Source organism: Flavimobilis rhizosphaerae (genome assembly GCF_014852685.1).
Taxonomy (GTDB): domain Bacteria; phylum Actinomycetota; class Actinomycetes; order Actinomycetales; family Cellulomonadaceae; genus Flavimobilis; species Flavimobilis rhizosphaerae.
This window is the reverse complement of record NZ_JACZDF010000002.1, coordinates 118892-135213: the sequence shown is the minus strand read 5'-3', so window position 1 is coordinate 135213 and position 16322 is coordinate 118892. Positions and strand designations below refer to the sequence as shown.

At 67.8% G+C, this 16322-nt stretch carries 13 protein-coding genes; 5 read left to right on the top strand and 8 right to left on the bottom strand.

The genetic code is table 11. From position 1 onward, the window contains the following. Positions 1-98: 98 nt before the first annotated feature. From IGS67_RS03940 to IGS67_RS03910, 7 genes are all read right to left on the bottom strand, one after another. Positions 99-1145, bottom strand: a complete 1047-nt coding sequence (locus tag IGS67_RS03940) for an ABC transporter permease subunit (RefSeq protein ID WP_192278127.1) — start codon at positions 1143-1145, stop codon at positions 99-101. Further along, entirely contained in the window at positions 1142-2260 is a 1119-nt protein-coding gene (locus tag IGS67_RS03935; protein WP_192278125.1) for an ABC transporter permease, read from the bottom strand. The genes IGS67_RS03940 and IGS67_RS03935 overlap by 4 nt, the downstream gene beginning before the upstream one ends. A gap of 1 nt (position 2261) precedes the next feature. Beyond that, positions 2262-3806 carry a sugar ABC transporter ATP-binding protein gene (locus IGS67_RS03930; RefSeq protein ID WP_192278123.1) on the bottom strand — a complete coding sequence of 515 codons (1545 nt, stop codon included), beginning with the start codon at positions 3804-3806 and terminating at the stop codon, positions 2262-2264. A gap of 72 nt (positions 3807-3878) precedes the next feature. Then, on the bottom strand, positions 3879-4868 hold the full coding sequence (locus IGS67_RS03925; protein ID WP_192278121.1) for an ABC transporter substrate-binding protein: 990 nt from the start codon (positions 4866-4868) through the stop codon (positions 3879-3881). A gap of 198 nt (positions 4869-5066) precedes the next feature. Further along, positions 5067-6161: an arabinan endo-1,5-alpha-L-arabinosidase gene (locus IGS67_RS03920; protein ID WP_192278119.1), complete on the bottom strand. Its 1095-nt coding sequence runs from the start codon at positions 6159-6161 to the stop codon at positions 5067-5069. Then, complete coding sequence (arfA, locus tag IGS67_RS03915) at positions 6158-7681, bottom strand: arabinosylfuranosidase ArfA (RefSeq protein ID WP_192278117.1); 1524 nt, start codon at positions 7679-7681, stop codon at positions 6158-6160. Before arfA ends, IGS67_RS03920 begins: the two co-directional genes overlap by 4 nt. After that, positions 7678-9033: a glycoside hydrolase family 27 protein gene (locus IGS67_RS03910; protein ID WP_192278115.1), complete on the bottom strand. Its 1356-nt coding sequence runs from the start codon at positions 9031-9033 to the stop codon at positions 7678-7680. Before IGS67_RS03910 ends, arfA begins: the two co-directional genes overlap by 4 nt. Positions 9034-9407: 374 nt before the next feature. On the opposite strand from IGS67_RS03910, the gene IGS67_RS03905 reads away from it, so the two are divergent. The 5 genes from IGS67_RS03905 to IGS67_RS03885 all read left to right on the top strand — a co-directional run bounded on the left by IGS67_RS03905 (position 9408) and on the right by IGS67_RS03885 (position 14883). Next, a complete protein-coding gene (locus tag IGS67_RS03905; protein ID WP_192278113.1) occupies positions 9408-10739 on the top strand; it encodes an ABC transporter substrate-binding protein in 1332 nt (443 codons plus the stop codon). Positions 10740-10869: 130 nt separating this feature from the next. Further along, complete coding sequence (locus IGS67_RS03900) at positions 10870-11862, top strand: carbohydrate ABC transporter permease (RefSeq protein ID WP_192278112.1); 993 nt, start codon at positions 10870-10872, stop codon at positions 11860-11862. Positions 11863-11891: 29 nt separating this feature from the next. Next, positions 11892-12734: a carbohydrate ABC transporter permease gene (locus IGS67_RS03895; protein WP_192278110.1), complete on the top strand. Its 843-nt coding sequence runs from the start codon at positions 11892-11894 to the stop codon at positions 12732-12734. 5 nt (positions 12735-12739) lie between these two features. Further along, positions 12740-14152 carry an arabinan endo-1,5-alpha-L-arabinosidase gene (locus IGS67_RS03890; protein WP_192278108.1) on the top strand — a complete coding sequence of 471 codons (1413 nt, stop codon included), beginning with the start codon at positions 12740-12742 and terminating at the stop codon, positions 14150-14152. Continuing rightward, positions 14152-14883 carry a YesL family protein gene (locus IGS67_RS03885; RefSeq protein ID WP_192278106.1) on the top strand — a complete coding sequence of 244 codons (732 nt, stop codon included), beginning with the start codon at positions 14152-14154 and terminating at the stop codon, positions 14881-14883. The genes IGS67_RS03890 and IGS67_RS03885 overlap by 1 nt, the downstream gene beginning before the upstream one ends. 277 nt (positions 14884-15160) lie before the next feature. Here IGS67_RS03885 and IGS67_RS03880 read toward each other — a convergent pair whose 3' ends face one another. Continuing rightward, entirely contained in the window at positions 15161-16243 is a 1083-nt protein-coding gene (locus IGS67_RS03880; protein ID WP_192278877.1) for a LacI family DNA-binding transcriptional regulator, read from the bottom strand. Positions 16244-16322: the final 79 nt, after the last annotated feature.

Here is a 16322-nt window from a genome sequence, read left to right as displayed (position 1 = left end):
CGGGGTCCTTCCTCGAGGTGCTCCCGGAAGCGTACGTCGCGACGCACGCAAGCGCCCGCCCCGGACGGGGACGGGCGCCTGCGTGGACGGCCGCGACGCTAGGAGCGTCGCCGCACCGCGATGGCCCGCTGGAGGACGACGAACACCAGCAGGACGACGCCGATGAACACCTTGGTCCACCACGAGTCGAGGCCTTCACGCGCGATGAGCACCTGGATGAGGCCGTAGACGAGGACGCCGACGCCCGTGCCGAGGACGAACCCCCCGCCTCCCGCGAGGAGGGTTCCACCGATGACGACGGCAGCAATGGCGTCGAGCTCCATGCCGATGCCGGTGAGGTTGAACCCTGACTTCGTGTAGAACGCGAAGAGGATGCCCGCGACGCCCGCGCACGTGCCGGAGATGACGTACACCCACAGGCGCGTCCGACCGGCCTTGAGGCCCATGAGCTGGACGGCGTTGCCGCCGTCACCGACGCCCACGCCGTAGACGGTGCGTCCAAAGCGCGTGTGGTGAAGGATCACGTAGGCGACGATGAGCACGAGGACCGCGATGATCATCGAGAGGTTGATCTTCCAGATGTCGCGTCCCTCCCCGAACTTCAGGCTCCATCCGGCGAGGGCACCGAAGCCCTCGTCCTTGATCGCAAGCGACTGCACGGAGACGACGTTGCACAGACCGCGGGCGAGGAACATTGCCGCAAGCGAGGCAATGAAGGGTTGGATATCGAAGTACTCGACGAGGACGCCGATGAGGAAGCCGAACGTCGTCCCGATGAGAACGCCGATGATGAGCACCAGCGGGAGCGGAACCCCCATCGGCAGCAGTGTCGCAATGACGAGGCCGACGAGCGCGACAACCGCTCCGACCGAAAGGTCGATGCCTCCGGTGATGATGACGAACGTCATGCCGACGGCAAGGACCAGCAGGTAGGCGTTGTCCTGCAGGAGGTTGGAGAACAGCTTGGGTGAAACGAACCCGCGCTCACCGCCGTAGCGGACCTCACCGATGACGAGCATGAGGATGAGCGTGAGGATCGTGCCGGCGATCGGCAGGTACTCCGGCGAGAGGTACCGGCGCAGGCCGGAGAGGCGACTACGAACGGGCGCGGGCGTGGGCGCCTGGCTCTGAACGGTCGTGGTCATGACGCCACCTCCGGGAGGGCGCGGGGACGCAGCTTCGCGGCGCCGTCACGTAGCAGCTCGCGCAGCTTGGGCGACTGGGCGACGCACACGACGATGATGACGAGCGCCTTGAACAGGGGCGTGATCTGCGACGGAATGTGGAAGATCACGACGGCCCGCTCAATGGTGGACAGGATGAGGGCGCCGACAACGGTTCCCGAGAGGTAGAACTTGCCGCCCGAGAGCGCGGTACCACCCAGGACGACGCACATGATCGCGTCCATTTCCTTCATGAGGCCGATGTTGTTGGCATCGGCCGCCATGGTCGGGGCGCCGTAGACGATGCCGGCGAGCCCCGCGAGGAGCGCACAGACGATGTAGACGAGCCACGTGATGTTGCGCGACTGCACACCGGCGAGGCGAGAGGCCTCACGGTTGATACCGATCGACTCGAGGAGCATGCCGAGTGCGGTGCGTCGCACGAGGATTGCGACGGCGACGAGCATGATGAGCGCGATGATGACCGGCGTGGGAATGCCGAAGACGAACCCGGACCCGAGGAACTTGAACGGCGCGCTCGTCACGGTGGTGATCTGACCCTGCGTGATGAGCATGGCCACACCGCGGCCGGCAACCATGAGGATCATCGTCGCGATGAAGGGTTGGACGCCCAAGACGGAGACCATGAAGCCGTTGAAGAGGCCTGCGGCAAGTGCGACGGCGACGCCGAGCAGAACGGCGACGGCCGCGGTGCTCACCGAGCCGGGGTTTGCTGCCCCGTCGAGATAGGTGAGGGACACCGCCAGGGAGATCGCCATGACGGCGCCCACCGACAGGTCGATGCCTCCGGTCGCGATGACCAGTGCCATGCCGAGCGCCAGGAGCAGCGGTGTCGCTGACATGCGGGCGATGTCGACAAGCTGGCCGAAGAGGTTGCCGTCACGCAACTCGATCGTGAGGAACGTGGGGTTCTTGATGCCGCACAGGATGATGAGCGCGATGAGCGCGACGACCGGCCAGAAGAGCTGGTGCTGCATGATCCGTCGGGCAACGCTGGGACGGGGTTGAGCCGCGGGCTGCGCGGGCGGGGGTGAGCTCGGGGTGTCAGGAGTGAGCTCGACGGTGGGGCCGGACATGTCAGGCCACCTCCTTCGTGGCGATGGCCTCGAGGATCGTGTCCTGGTCGACGTCCGGGCCGTTAGTGAGGGATTCGACGATGCGGCGGTCGCGCAGGACGTCGATGCGGTGGCTCACGCGGAGCACCTCCTCGAACTCCGAGGAGATAAAGACGACGGACATGCCGTCGGCGGCGAGTTCCGCGACAAGCTTCTGGATGTCGGTCTTGGCGCCGATGTCGATGCCACGCGTGGGCTCGTCGAGGATGAGGAGCTTGGGCGCGGTCGCGAGCCAGCGGGCCAGCAGAACCTTCTGCTGGTTGCCACCCGAGAGGTTCTTCACCAGCTGGTTCGGGTTCGCCGGGCGAATGTCGAGGGCCGTGATGTAGCGGTCGACGAGCTCGTCGAGCTCCTTGCGGGGCACGGGCCGCCACACGCCACGAACGGTCTGCACGGCAAGCGCAATGTTCTCGCGGACCGTGAGGTCACCGATGATGCCTTCGCGCTTGCGGTCTTCCGAAGAGAAGGCGATGCCGTTGCGCAGGCCGACGAGCGGGTCGGAGATACGAATGTCTTCCCCGCCGAGGCGCAGCGTGCCTTCCTCAGGCCGGTCAGCGCCGCACAGCAGCCGCACGGCCTCGGTGCGACCCGAGCCGAGCAGGCCTGCGAGGCCAACGATCTCACCTGGCTGGACTGCAAGGTCGAAGGGTTCGATGCGTCCGTGCCGGCCAAGGCCGACGGCTTCGATCGTGGGGGTCACACCCTCGCGCTCGCCGGCGAACGCCTGCTGGGCACCACGCTCAATCGCGTCGAGGGCAGCACCCTCGCGGCCGATCATGAGGCCGATGAGGTCACGGCGTGGAAGCTCGGCGGCAAGGTGCTCACCGACGAGGCGTCCGTTGCGCAGGATCGTCAGGCGGTCGGAAATCTCGTAGACCTGATCGAGGAAGTGCGAGACGAAGAGGATGGCGACGCCTGCGTCGCGCAGCTCGCGGATGACCTGGAAGAGCTCGTCGACCTCAGCCTTCTGGAGGCTTGAGGTGGGCTCATCGAGGATGAGGACCTTGGCGTCGCGGACGGTCGCACGGGCGATCGCGCACAGTTGCTGCACGGCGATCGAGTGCGCGGACAGCCGCGAGGCGGGGTCGATGTCGACGTGGAGCCGAGCGAGGTTCTCGGCTGCCTGGCGGCGCATCTTGCGCCACGAGATGAAGGGGCCCGTCCGGGGCTCGTGGCCGAGCATGACGTTCTCTGCGACCGAGAGGTTCGCGCAGAGGTTGACCTCTTGGTAGACGGTCGAGATCCCGGCGTTCTGGGCTTCGTCGGGCCCGGAGAACCGGTGCTCAACACCGTCGACGGTCATGGTGCCGCCGTCGATCTGGTAGACGCCGGTGAGGGCCTTGATGAGGGTCGACTTGCCGGCGCCGTTCTCCCCCATGAGCGAGTGGACCTCGCCGGGGAACAGCCGCAGGTCGACGCCGTCGAGCGCCTTGACCCCGGGGAAGGTGATCGTGATGCCGCGCATCTCGACGACGGGGGTGGCTGCCTGGGTGTCGGGGGTGGTCATGACGTGCGCCTCTCTGCTCGCGGTGCTGACGGCGGCGTCCGGCCCGTGGAGACGGGCCGGACGCCGACGGTGTCAGAACGTGCGGGCGTCGATGAACTCCTGCGTGATCGTCTGGTCGAAGGCCTCGTCGATGACGATGGTCTCCTTCGGGACGGTCTCGCCCGCCTTCACGGAACGCAGGAGGTCGGCGAGCTGGTTGCCGAAGGCGGGGTTGCACTCGACGACGTAGTTGAACTTGCCGTCGTGCAGGGCCTGGAGGCCGTCGCGGACGCCGTCGACGGTGACGATCTTCACGTCGACGCCGGGCTTCTTGCCGGCGGCCTCGAGGGCCTCGACGGCGCCGAGGCCCATGTCGTCGTTGTGAGCGAAGATGAGGTCCATGTCGGGGTACGCGGCGAGCGCACCCTCGACGGCGGCCTTGCCCTCGGCGCGGGTGAAGTTACCCGACGCCTCACCGATGACGTTGTCGCCGATGACCTCACGGAAGCCTTCCTGACGGTTGGTCTGGGCGCCGGAGCCCATGGTGCCCTGGAGCTCGAAGATCTTCGCGTCGGGGTGGTTCTTCTTCACCCACTCGCCGGCGGTGCGGCCTTCCTGCGTGAAGTCGGCACCGATCCAGGTGACGTACGGGTCCTCAACGGTCGTGTCGACCGTGCGGTCCACGAGGACGAGCGGGATCTCAGCGTCCTTGATGTCCTGGAGAACCTCGTCCCAGCCGGTCTCGATGACGGGCGAGAACGCGATGATGTCAACGTCCTGGTCGATGAAGTCGCGCAGGGCCTTGATCTGGTTTTCCTGCTTCTGCTGCGCGTCAACGAACGTGAGGTCGAAGCCGTTCTCGGCAGTGAGGTTCGCCTTGATCGACTCGGTGTTGGCGGTACGCCAGCCCGACTCAGCGCCGAGCTGGGAGAAGCCAACCTTGATGTTGCCGCCCTTGTCGCCGCCGCTGGTGGCGCCGGTGGAGCCGGGTGCGGGGTCGTCGGAGCCGCACGCGGTGAGTGTGGCGAGGGACAGGGTGGCGATCGCTGCGACGGCGATGCGCCCGAGCTTCGAGTGACGCATGTTCTCTCCTCCTTGAGATGCCGCGGCGGTCTGTCGCCGCGAGATGCGGGGGTCGACGTCGACCCCACTGACCCGATGTTAGCGCTAACACCGGGTGCTGCCAAGCCGCGTCCGGTCACTGTTGGATAACGGAGTCCCGCGGCCGCCCGGCAGCGACACCCATGACGGCGCCCGGCAACCGCGGACCCAAGCCAACGTTCAGTTCTCTATCAGTACCGCCGCGACCGGCCACCCCTCCTCATCCCATGCAAGTTCGTGGATCCCTAGTCGAAAATCACCCCCGGCAGCCGCGTCGTAATAGTGGAACGCAAGCCGCCCATCGGACACCGACTGACCGCCCGGCCCCACAACATCACCGGTCGACGCCAGCAGGAGCGTGCCGGCCCCGAGTGCCATGTCCCGTCCGTCCTGGTCGAGATAGGGCCCGGTCACGTCCCGCGAGCGCCCCACCGCGATGTTGTACGTCGAGTCGGTTCCCTGGCAGCACGCGTCACGCGAGACGAACAGGTAGTACCAGCCGTCGTGCCGCACGACCTCAGGTCCCTCAATCGCGTTGGGCGCTCCGATCCGGCTCGCAATCCGCTGCGGCTGTGCACCCGCGGCGACCTTGCCGCTCGGCCACTCGAGTTCAACGATCTGGATGCCGCCCCAGAACGAACCGAAGACCATCCACGGCGTGCCGTCGGCGTCCTCGATGATCGTCGGGTCGATCGCGTTGTAGTTGGTCTCCCCCGGCGTCGAGCGCAGCACCATGCCCTGGTCGGTCCAGCCGAAGTCAGCGTCGGCCGGGTCGATCGTCGTCCCGGTCGCGACCCCGATGGCCGAGGCATTGGAGCCAAAGGTCGACGCCGAGTAGTAGAGGTACCACGTGCCATCGTGCTCATAGAGCGCGGGCGCCCAGAAGTTCGTCACGCCGTCGATCTCGTCGCGGACCCAGGCCGGGTCACCCGAGACATCCCAGGCCGTTCCCGCCGTCTCCCACGTCGTGCCGCCGTCGTCGGACCGGCGTATCTGAGGCGCACCGAAGCCCACGCGGACGTCACCGGTTGAGTAGACGAACCACGGCTCGCCTTCGGCGCCGACGACGAGCGCCGGGTCGTGGGTCCGCAGCTCGCCACTCAGCGCGAGGGCCCGGCCGACGGGCGGCTCCCACGGGCGCCACAGCGCAAGGCCCCCGGCAACAAGCAGCACGACGGCGGCGAGGGCCGCCACGAGTGCGCGGCGGCGCCGGGGCGCCCGGGTCCCCGGGGCTTGCGCCCCGGGCCCGGGTGCAGCAACGTCTGCGTCGCTCACGCGCGTGCCAGTCGCAGCACGGACCACGACACGGGCGGGAGCTCGGCGCTCACGCGACCGTCGGCCACCGCAGCCGAGTCGTTGGCGACGGGCACCACCGAGTCGGCGTCGTCGGCCGTGGCCGCCCACGTGTGGTCGGGGTTCGAGAGGGTCTGCGCCTCCACGAGGCGCAGACCCGGGAAGCCGCGCAGGTCCGCGTCGAGCCGGACGGAGGAGGTCACGGAGCGGTTGACGGCGAAGATTGTCACGTCGCCCGTCTCGGCGTCGTGCGTTGCCACGGCGTCGAGCACGGGAACCTCGCCGAAGCGCGCGGTGTCCTCGCGCGGGGAGTCGATCGCGATGCGCAGCACCTCACCCGCGGCAAACCGCGAGGTGAGCGCGAAGGGGTGGAAGATCGTCTGGCGCCACGAACGGCCACCGGGCTCGGTCATGATCGGCGCGATGACGTTGACAAGCTGCGCGAGCGACGCGGCGTGGACCCGGTCGGTGTGCCGCAGCAGCGAGATGAGCAGCGAGCCGACGACGACCGCGTCGGCCACGTTGTAGCGGTCCTCGAGCAGCACGGGCGCGACGGGCCAGTCGTCGCCCGTCGGCGGGCGGGACTCGGCGCGCTTCTGGTACCAGACGTTCCACTCGTCAAACGAGATGTTGATGCGCTTGGTGTGCTTGCCCGCGGCACGGACGGCGTCCGCGGTCGCGGCAACCGACTCGACGAAGTGGTCCATGTCGACAGCCGAGGCAAGGAACGAGGCAAGGTCGCCGTTCTCCTCCCAGTAGTACGCGTGCGCCGAGACGTGGTCAACGAACTCATAGGCCTCAGTGAGGACGACGCGCTCCCACTCCCCGAAGGTCGGCATGTCCGAGCTCGAGGAGCCACACACGACGAGTTCAAGGTTCGGGTCCATCATGCGCATGGCACGCGCGGTCTCGGCCGCGAGCCGCGCGTACTCCTCAGCGGTCTTGTGGCCGATCTGCCACGGGCCATCCATCTCGTTACCCAGGCACCACATCTTGATGCGGTAGGGCTCCTCGACACCGTTGGCCCGGCGCAGGTCAGAGAAGTAGGAGCCGCTCGGCACATTGCAGTACTCGAGGAGGTCAAGCGCCTCCTGAACCCCGCGGGTGCCAAGGTTGACGGCCATCATCGGCTCAACCTCGGCCTTGGCGGCCCAGCGCATGAACTCGTCGACACCCACGGTGTTGGGGTCCGAGGAGTGCCACGCGAGGTCAAGACGCGTCGGGCGCTGCTCCACGGGCCCTACGCCATCCTCCCAGCGGTACCCCGAGACAAAGTTGCCGCCGGGGTAGCGGACGGTCGAGACACCGAGCTCCTTGGTGAGCTCGAGGACATCGCCGCGGAAGCCGTCGGCGTCAGCCGTGGCGTGGCCGGGGTCGTGGATACCGGTGTAGACACACCGGCCGAGGTGCTCGACGAACGACCCGAAGGTGCGCGCCCGCACGGGCCCGACGACGAAGGCGGGGTCGAGGGTGAGGGACGCGGTGTGCGACGTGGCGGTCATGATGTCCTTCCAATGGTGCTCTGTGCGATGGAGCGGTCTGAGTGCGTGAGGTCTGAGGGCGTGTGTTCTGCGGGCGTGTACTTGAGGAGGCGCACGCCGTGGGCGGGCACCTCGAGGTCGAGGAGGGCCGAGCGGCCCGAGGCGGGGGACGGCGGGTCGAGCGCAATCGTCTGGCCGTCCCAGATGTCCAAAAGCGCTGTGCCAGCGACATCGAGTCCGAGTGCGGACGCGGGGATGGCCACGCGGGCGGGGGCATCGGCCGTGGAGAACAGCGCAACCCAGCGGATGCCGGCGCTCGCGCCGACGCCGTCGGCGCCCCACGCCACGAGGTCTCCCTCACGGAAGAGCTCCGCGCCGCCGGTCGAATGCCGGTGGATCTCCAGGAGACCGGGGTGAGTGAGGTCGGCAATCGTCGCGGCATCCGAGGTGGGCAGGTCGCCGCCGACGAACAAGGGCGAGCGCGCAAGGCACCAGAGCGTGAGCAGGGTGCGTCGTTCGGCGGGCGTGAGCAGCGAATCGCGCTGCTCGCCGCGCTCTGCCCGCACGCCAATGCGGCCGAGCGGCAGCATGTCGGCGTCGGCCCACGCGCCGGGGCGCTGATGCGGCGCCCACCGCGCCATACGGCCCAACTGGTCTGCAACGTCGTCCCAGCGGTCCCAGAGGTCGTCGCTCACGCGCCACATATCCGCGTGCTCGCGCAGGTGCTCAAGGTGCGCCAGGGAGAGGTGCGTGCCGGGCGACAGGGAGATGACGACCTCGCGGCCGTGCCGCGCGGAGGCCCGCGCCACGGCGCTCGCAAGCGCCTCGACGGCGTCCGCGTGGTACGGCGCGAGCATGTCGTCGACCTTGAGGAAGTCGACACCCCACCCGACGATCCGGTCGATCTGCAGATCAAGCCAGGCGAGGGCACCGGGGTGGGTGAGGTCGAGGCCGTAGTTGTCGGTGTTCCAGGGGCAGGTGTCGGTGACGACCGCGATCTGGGAGGTGCGGTAAAGCGTGCCGGGCACCGGAAGGTCGGCGGCAACGGCTTGGCGCGGAATGCCGCGCATGAGGTGCAGGCCAAAGCGCAGCCCGAGCTCATGGACCTGCTCGGCGAGGCTCGTGAAGCCGCGACCGTCGAGCGCGGAGGGGAACCGGCCGGGCGCGGGAGCCTGGACGCCGTCGGCGTCGAGGCACAGGGCGGCGCCGGGCACGTAGCCGCCGGCCCGCGCGGCGGGCTCGTACCACTGGATGTCGACGACGAGCGTGTCCCATCCGGCGTGCGCCATGTGCGTGGCCATGAAGCGGGCGTTGGCGAGCACCTCGGCCTCGGTGACGGTCGTGCCGTAGGAATCCCAGGAGTTCCAGCCCATGGGCGGAGTGCTGGCGGCATGCGGGTGCTCACGGGCTGGCGCCGTTGCCCCGGGTGCGGGGAAGGCGGTTGTCGCGCTGCGCTGCGTCGTCGCGGGCTGCATGAAAGTCCTTCTCTTCTACATCGTTGTAGAACCGATGGTTGCCCATGCCCGCGCGCCACGTCAAGCCATCGAGCCAAGGTTTCTACATCGATGCAAATTCGTGACCCGCGCCACTTGACCCCGTCCGCAGCCGTGTGCCACGCTCCTGTGCAGTCGGTGCTTTCCATCGATGTAAACCTGGGTCGACGACGACACTGGGCAGCGAGAACCTCCCCTCGCCCCGGTACCCGAGACCGGCTTGGACCACCTGGCATACCGAGAGGACCATCGTGATGAAGAAGTCACGTCTTATCGCCGGCACCGTCGCCGGACTTCTCCTGGCGGCAACCGCAGCCTGCAGCTCGGGCGGAGGCAGCGGCGACGCCGACACCCTCACCTACATGTTCCGCGGCGGCGACGACGAGAAGGCCGCCTACCAGGCCGCCATCAACCGTTTCACCGAAGACACGGGCGTCAAGGTCAACGTCATCGTCACCGACGCCGACCAGTACGGCACCAAGCTCCAGGCCGCAGTCTCCGGCAAGAACGTCCCCGACGTCTTCTACGTTGAGCAGGGCTCACTGCAGTCCTACGTGAAGTCCGGGATCCTCCTCGACATCACCGACAAGATCAACGAGGCGGGCGTCGACCTCACCAACATCTGGGAGTACGGCGTCAACTCCTACCGCTTCGACGGCAAGGTCCAGGGCACGTCCGCGGGCGCGCTCTACGCACTGCCCAAGGACATCGGCCCGTTCGCGATGGGCTACAACCGCACCATGCTCGAGAAGGCCGGCATTGAGCTGCCCGACGAGGACGAGCCCTGGGGCTGGGACCACTGGGTCTCCGTCATGAAGGAGCTCACCACCGACACCGACGGCGACGGCGAAATCGACCAGTGGGGCACCGGCCTCAACATCGCGTGGAACTCCCAGGGCTTCATCTGGTCCAACGGCGCCGACTTCACCGACCCCACCCACACCAAGGTCACGGTCGACACCCCCGAGTTCGCCGAGGCGCTGCAGTTCTTCGCGGACCTCACGAACGTCGACAAGGTCACGCCCAACAGCGAGCAGGCCGCGACGCTCGACACCTACCAGCGGTTCATGGCGGGCCAGATCGCCTTCTTCCCCGTGGGCCCGTGGGACATGAGTGTCTACAACGAACTCGACTTTGAGTACGACCTCATGCCGTTCCCGGCAGGATCCACCGGCAAGTCCGCCACCTGGCTCGGCTCCCTCGGCATTGGCGTCTCGGCGTCGTCGAAGAACGTTGACGCCGCCGTCAAGCTCGCCGCGTACCTCTCAACCGACGAGGACGCACAGAAGACGCTCGTCGACGCGAACATCCAGATCCCTAACCGCATCGACACCGCCGACGCCTGGGCAGCGGAAGAGCCGCGCAAGCCCCAGAACCGCCAGGAGTTCCTCGACATCGCCAAGGACTACGGTCGCGCGATGCCGGCCGCGTTCACGTACAACACCGCCTGGTACGACGAGTTCTACACGAACATCCAGCCGGTTCTCGACGGCAACCAGACCGCCGCCGAGTACCTTGCCGAGGTCCAGCCGCGCATGCAGGCGCTGCTCGACGAGTCGATCGTCGCCTCCGAGCAGGCTGGCTGATCTGAGCATCCACGGCACACCGCCCTTGGCATCAAGGGCACCCAGCTCACGCCCACGGGGCTCGCGGACGTGAGACCGGGCGTGGCCGCCGCAACGCGGCGGCCACGCCCACGACGAAGGAGTCACACCGATGCCCCTCACACCCAGCACCACGCACGCGCAGGCCAGCGCCGTCGCGGGTGAGAGCGCCACTCGCGCCCATCGCCGCGAGAAGAAGTCACGTCTCCACAAGGACGACCCCCGCTCACCACTGCACCGCACCGAGCGCCGGTGGGCGCTCGCCTTCGTCGCGGCACCGGTCCTGGGCTTCCTGCTCTTCACCGCCTACCCGCTGGGCTACGCCATCTACGCGTCGTTCACGCGCTGGAACGGGCTTGGCCTGCAGGTCTTCATCGGCTTCGACAACTACGTCCAGCTCTTCAACGACCAGTACTTCCACAAAGCACTGTTCAACACCTTCTTCTACATGATCGGTATCCCGATCGGGCTTGCGCTCTCGCTCCTCCTCGCGCTCGCGCTCAACCGCAAGATCCCGGGACGCACAGTCTTCCGCACGATCTACTACATCCCCGTGATCTCCTCGCTCGCCGCGATCGCGATCCTCTGGCAGTGGGCGTACAACGGCGACTTCGGCCTCGTCAACCAGGTGCTTGCGCTCTTCGGCATCGACGGCCCCAACTGGCTCGCCTCAACCACCTGGGCCAAGCCGGCCATCATCATCATGGCCGTGTGGAAGGGCCTCGGATACTCGATGCTCCTCTACCTTGCGGCGATCCAGTCCGTGCCGCGCTCGCTCTATGAGGCCGCAAGCCTCGACGGCGCCTCCGCCTTCCAGAGGTTCCGCGCGATCACCTTGCCGATGGTCCGTCCCGTGACGTTCTTCCTCGTCGTCACCAACGTCATTGGTGGCGCGCAGATCTTCACGGAAATCAACATCATGACGCCCACCGGTGGGCCCGAGTTCTCGACCGCCTCTGCCGTTTGGTACATCTGGCGCCAGGCCTTCCGGTATCAGCAGATGGGTTACGCCACCGCCATGGCGGTCGTGCTCGGCCTGCTCATCCTTGTCATCACCCTCATCCAGTTCCGCCTCAACCGGCGCAACAGCTTCATCATCGACTGAGGCGGGAAACCATGAAGCGCCGCACACCCATGAACCGAAACGTCAGCCGCACCATCGCAGACATCGCCGTCTGGATCGCCCTCGCCATCGGCGCGGTCGTCATGATCGCCCCGCTGCTCTGGATGGTCTCGACCTCCCTGAAGACCAAGCTTGAGGTCTTCGCTCTTCCCCCCGTCTGGATTCCCGCCGAGCCGCAGTGGAACACCTACGTGCGGATGTGGGAGGACTCCCTGGTCCTCTCCGGTTTCCGCAACTCGCTCATCGTGTCGCTCTCGGTGACAGTCATCGGAACCCTCACCTGCTCGCTCGCTGCCTTCGCCCTGGCGAAGATGCGCCTGCCGGCCCGGAACTTCATCTTCTTTGGGCTTCTCGCGGGGATCATGATCCCCTTCCCGACGCTCATGATTCCGCAGTTCGTCATGTTCTCGACGATCGGCTGGGTCGACACCCTGCTCCCGCTCATCGTCCCGGCGATCTTCGGCAACATCGTCATGATCTTCTTCCTGCGCCAGTACCTTGAGAGCGTTCCGAACTCGCTCATCGAGGCCGCCAAGATCGACGGTGCGTCGTACTGGCAGATCTTCTGGCGGATGATCATGCCGATCATCCGACCCGCAGTCGCCGCGCAGTTCATCCTGTGGTTCATGGCGGTGTGGAACGACTACCTCGCACCGATCCTCTACCTCAACACGCCCTCGAAGCAGACCCTTCAGGTCGTCATCGCGAACATGAACGTCCAGTACGCGACGCAGCGTGACTACCCGCTCATCATGGCGGCCTCGTTCGTGGCCCTGCTGCCGATCCTCGCGGTCTTCCTCATCTTCCAGAAGCAGATCATCGAGTCGGTCGCTCTCACCGGAACCAAGGGCTGAGCGCCATGAGCACGACGATCCCCGGCGCCGGTGAGCACACCGGCGCCGGGGCACCGAGTGACGCCACGCACCGCCTTGCGGTGTTGGCCGACGACGCCATCGCAGCGTGGGGAACGCGCAACGCGCACGACCCCACCGTTGTTCGCGACGATGACGGCGGCTTGTGGATGTTCTCCACTGATGCCGACGCCGACGGGCCTGTGCGTGGTGGCGTCGCCGTTCGGTACTCCGATGACCTGGTCTCGTGGACCGTTGCCGGTTGGGCCCTCGATGGCGTCCCTGCCCCGGCTGCCGCGTGGTCCGGGGCCGTAGGGCTCTGGGCTCCCGAGGTGGTGCGCGTGACAACGGCCGACGGCCCCGTGTGGCGCCTGTACTACTCGGCCTCAAGCTTCGGCTCGCGCCGCAGCGCGATCGGCCTTGCCGAGGCGCCGCATCCCGCGGGTCCGTGGACGGATCGGGGCATCGTTGTCGCCTCCGAGCACCGGCCCGAGCCCGTCGGGCTTGGGGATCCCAACGCGATTGACGCGGCCGTCGTGACCGACGGCGACGCTCAGTGCTTTGTCTACGGATCGTTCTTCGGCGGGATCTACGCGCTCCCCCTCGATCCCGCCACGGGCTTTGTTCCGGACGCACCCGCGCCCGGCGAGCTGCATCTGGCGCCGGGAACGCTCCTGGCCAAGCGGTCGCGTGCGGCCGACGGCGCCGTCGAAGGCGCCTACGTTGTGCCCCGGCCGGGCGGCGGCTGGGCGATGATCGTCGCCTACGACTCCCTTGCGAGCACGTATCACCTGCGCGTTGGTGTCGCCGATGCCGTGACGGGCCCCTACCGCGACCTCGCGGGGCACCCGCTCACGGACCTCGACGCTGACCCGTGGTCCGTCGGTGTGCCCGTGCTCAGCGGGGTCCGGCACTCTGGCGGGCCGGGGCTTCTCGCCCCGGGGCATGCCTCCGTGCTCACCACGCCTGAGCGCCAGCTTCTCGTGCATCACGTCCGTGATGCCGATGCTCCGCTGCAGCACCGTGCGGAACTGCGTCGGCTCGTGTGGACCGCGCATGGCTGGCCACTCGTCGTGCCCCAGCCGTGGGCTGGCGTCGGGCGGGAAGTCGACGACGAGGCGTTGTGGCCGTCGTCGGCGTCGGTTCTTGACGGCGAGTGGGAACTCGTTGAATGGGGCGCTGACCCGTGCCGGGTGCAACCAACGCACGTGGGTGAGATCGCGGCGTCTGACGTCGTGGCTCTCGGCCGGGGCCGGTTCCGCTGGCGTGCAGCGGGTCAGACGGTCGACGCGGTTGTGGCGCCCGCGTGGGACGCTGTGAGGGACCAACCCGCATGGTGCCTCGTGTCGGTTGACGAGACGGGCCGCGTTGTTGCGGGGACTCGCCTTGCGCCGCGCACGCAGCACCTCGAGGAGGAATGATGACGACGCAACGACCGCGTGACCCGCGTGAGGAACGCTCGACGATCGACGAGGTCCCCGGGTGGGCCGGCGGCGTCATGACCGCGCTGCGGTGGGTCACCCGGCTCGTTGCGGTCAACCTTCTTGTTGCTCTGGGAACGCTCGCGGGCGCCGTCGTCTGCGGGCTGGGCCCCTCACTCCACGGCGGTGCCGCGGTGCTCGCGCAGCCGGTGACGGACCCGGCCGCGGACGTGTGGCGCACCTTCTGGCGCGCGTGGCGCTCCCGCTGGCGGCACACGAACCTCACGTTCGCCCCGCTGCTCATTACGGGCGTGCTGCTGTGGTTCGACGGCGTTGCCGTCGGCATCATGTCCGGGCCCGTGCGGGCGGCGCTGCTCGTCGCCCTCACCGTGCTCGGCGTGTGGTGGACGATGGCTCTCGCGTGGTGGCCGCGGGTTGTGCGGCGCTACCCCGATGCGAGCGTCGGCGAGACCGTGCGCTTCACGCTCCTTGCGCCGCTCCTCGCGCCGGGTCCGTCGCTCGGCGCGCTCGTCGTCCTCGGCGCGATGGGGCTGCTGGCGCTCGGTGTTCCGGTGGTTGCGGTGCTCATGGGCGTGTCCTTCCCGCTGTGGGCGACGGCCCCGTTCCTCGATGCCCGCCTCGAACGCATCGATGAGACCGAGGACGCCGACGAGACCGAAGAGGCTGCGGCAGCGGACGCTCCGAAGGCGAACCACTCCCCGGTCCACTAGGGCGCGTGTCACGCCCTCTCTCGCTGTCTGCTTCACATGGTGGCGCAGCCCCCGACTCACATCACATCCACCCACCGATGCTTTGAAAGGTGGCTGGAGCCGACATTTGAAGCGCGGCTCGCCTCGACGCCGACGACGGGCCTCAACAATCGCCACTCCCCGCCGCGAGGTCGCTGCCCAGAGTCGAGGTCGCTGATCTGGATCAGCGACCTCGGCTCTGGGCAGCGACCTCGGCGAAGAAGCGGGCTGGGCGAGTGACACACCCCGGCGGCACGAGTCAGGACGAAGGCAGCGGCTCGAAGTCTTCGGTGCTGCCGTGCTGCACCGAGACAACACGCTCTTCGCCGCGCCGCGGGACATCGCCCGTCGACTCGCGACCGATGATCGACGAGTCCGGCACCACCCTGCGGAAGGGGGCGCGCTCGTCGCCGTCGCGCTCGGCGATACGCGCGACGAGCAGGTCGACGGCGCTCCCAGCGATCTGCTCCCGACCCGGTGAGACCGACGTAATCGTCGGCACCGAGTAGCGCACGTCGTCGACGTCGTCGAAGCCCACGAGCGCAATCTGCCCCGGCACATCAATGTCACGCGCGTGCAGCGCGTGCAGCGCACCGAGCGCCATCGCGTCGTTAAGCGCGAAGACCGCGTCGATCTCGGTGCCTGAATCCAGCAGGCGACCCATCGTCTCGGCACCGGTGCTGCGATGCCACAGCCCGGCCTCACCGATGAGCGCGGGATCGACGTCAATGCCCGCGGCCTCGAGCGCTTCGGTGTAGCCCTGCAAACGCAGCGCAGCCGAGCCCACCGACTCCCCCGCGTGGGCGCCAACGACCGCGATGCGGCGCCGCCCCAAGGCCAGGAGGTGTTCTGTGACGGCGCGGGCCGCGGCGACGTTGTTCATCGTCACGTGATCGGCCGGAGCGCCAAAGATCCGCTCGCCGAGGACGACGAGCGGGAAGTCAACGTCAAAGAGCCCCAGGTCGTCGGGCTCAAGCTCAAGCGGGGAGATGATGAGGCCGTCGGTCGTGTCACGGTGCCGCCCGGCGAGCACGTCAATCTCACGCTGCCGCGAACCACTCGTCTGCTCAATGAGCACGGTGAGCCCACGCGTCTCCGCGGCGCGGATGACCGAGTCGGCAAGCTCGGCAAAGTAGGGCAGGGAGAGTTCCGGGACCGCGAGCGCAATCATGCCCGTGCGGCGGGTGCGCAGGTTCCGCGCCGTGACGTTCATCCGGTAGCCGAGCTCGGCAATCGCCGCCTCCACTCGGTCGCGCGTCGAAGGCCGGATATGCGGATACCCGTTGACGACGTTGGAGACCGTCTTCACCGACACCCCTGCGCGTGCTGCCACGTCGTGCATCGTCACCGCCACGTCGCGGCCCCCTTCCTCGTTGTGCGGCTGAGCCCGCATCTACTGTGACACGGCACAGCCACGACCT